Below are 1543 nucleotides of genomic sequence, written 5' to 3'. Positions count from 1 at the left end.
GTGCCACAAAACCAGTACGCCGAATACCTGGAGCAGGGCATCCGCGCCGCCGAGTCGGGGCGGAGGGCCTATGCGCGCCGCTTGCTGGCGCAAGCCGCCGCACTGGAGCCACACCGCAAGGACGCCTGGCTGTGGCTGGCGGGCCTGGCCGCCGACCCCCGCGAATCCATGGAGTACCTCCAGCGCGTGCTGGCCATAGACCCCGACGACGAAGCCGCCAAAGAAGGCATCGCCTGGGCGCAGAAGCGCCTCGCCCCTCGCGCCGTCGCAGCCCCGGCCCCGCCACAGGTCGCCCGCACGGCCGCGGCTGCCGCGCCGGCCCTGCGGAAACCCGTTGCGCCTCTGCGCCGTTGGGCCTGGGTCGGCATGCTCGCGGTCCTGGTGGTCGCGGGGGCGGCGCTCCTTGTCTCCACGGCCTACGGCGTCATCGCCGCGCGGCCCACCCCCACGCCGACGCCCACAAACCTGGAGCGCATCGCCCAGTGGCGCGGCCCGCTGGAAGACGCCTGGCAGCGGGGAGACTGGACGGTCGTCATCACCATCCTGGAGCGGGTGCGCGCGCTGGAACCCAACTACGGCGGACTGAACGATTGGCTCACCGCCGCCTACACCAACTACGGCCGTTCGCTGGTTACGGAGGAACGGTGGGAGCAGGCGCGCAAGGCCTTTGACGCGGCGCTGGCCGTGGTCCCCGGCTACCCGCCCGCGCAGACCCAGGTGGAAGCGCTGAACCTCTACCTCGGCGGCGTTGAGCGCCTGGAAGCCGGCGATTGGGAAGGCGCGCGGACGACCTTGCAGCGGGCCTACGCGCTGGACTCCGCCTACCCGCGCCTGACATCCCTGCTCTACCAGGCTTGCTATCGCCACGGCCTGCAGTTGCAGCAGGCGGGCAACCTGCGCGCGGCCAAGATCGCCTACGAGGACGCGCTGGCGGTGCTGCCCGACGGCGCCGAGGCCCAGGCCAAACTGGCGGAGGTCAACTACCTTCTCACCCCGCCGACGCCTACGCCGACGCCCATTCCCCCCAAGAAAATCGTCGTGGATATCTCCGAGCAGCGCATGTACGTGTACGAGGGCGGCGTTTTGATCTACAAGTGGGTGTGTTCCACCGGCGAGCCAGGACGGGATACGCGCACGGGGGTTTTCGCCGTGCAGTCCAAGATTCCCGAGGCCTATTCCAGCGTGTGGCGGCTGCGGATGCCCTACTGGCTGGGCATCTACTGGGCCGGCGCCAGCGAGAACGGCATCCACGCGCTGCCCATCAACCCCAATGGCACCGTGCTGTGGGCGGGGTTCCTGGGGCAAAAAGTCTCGTTCGGCTGCATCATCCTGGATACGCCCAACGCCAAGACGCTCTACAACTGGGCGGAAATCGGCACGCCGGTCATCATTCAACCGTAGGCACCGCACGCCACGCCATTGCGCACCGGACGGGCGCGAGGGCGCGGCCGGACCCTATACCCGCGATGGGCGGGATTTCGGAGGACGAAGATGCCCATGGATTTGGCGCAACTTGAGCAGATGGTCAACTGGCTGGACGAGG

Annotated in this window: 1 protein-coding gene; it reads left to right on the top strand. The window is 69.0% G+C overall.

The features are described from left to right. Positions 1-1401: L,D-transpeptidase family protein (locus H5T65_14115; protein MBC7260363.1), on the top strand; the 1401-nt coding region annotated here is incomplete at its 5' end. Positions 1402-1543 lie beyond the last annotated feature (142 nt).

The organism is Chloroflexota bacterium (assembly GCA_014360805.1).
In the GTDB taxonomy this organism is placed as follows: Bacteria; Chloroflexota; Anaerolineae; order DTLA01; family DTLA01; genus DTLA01.
Note: the sequence above shows the minus strand (reverse complement) of the source record. Positions and strands in the feature narration are given on the sequence as shown.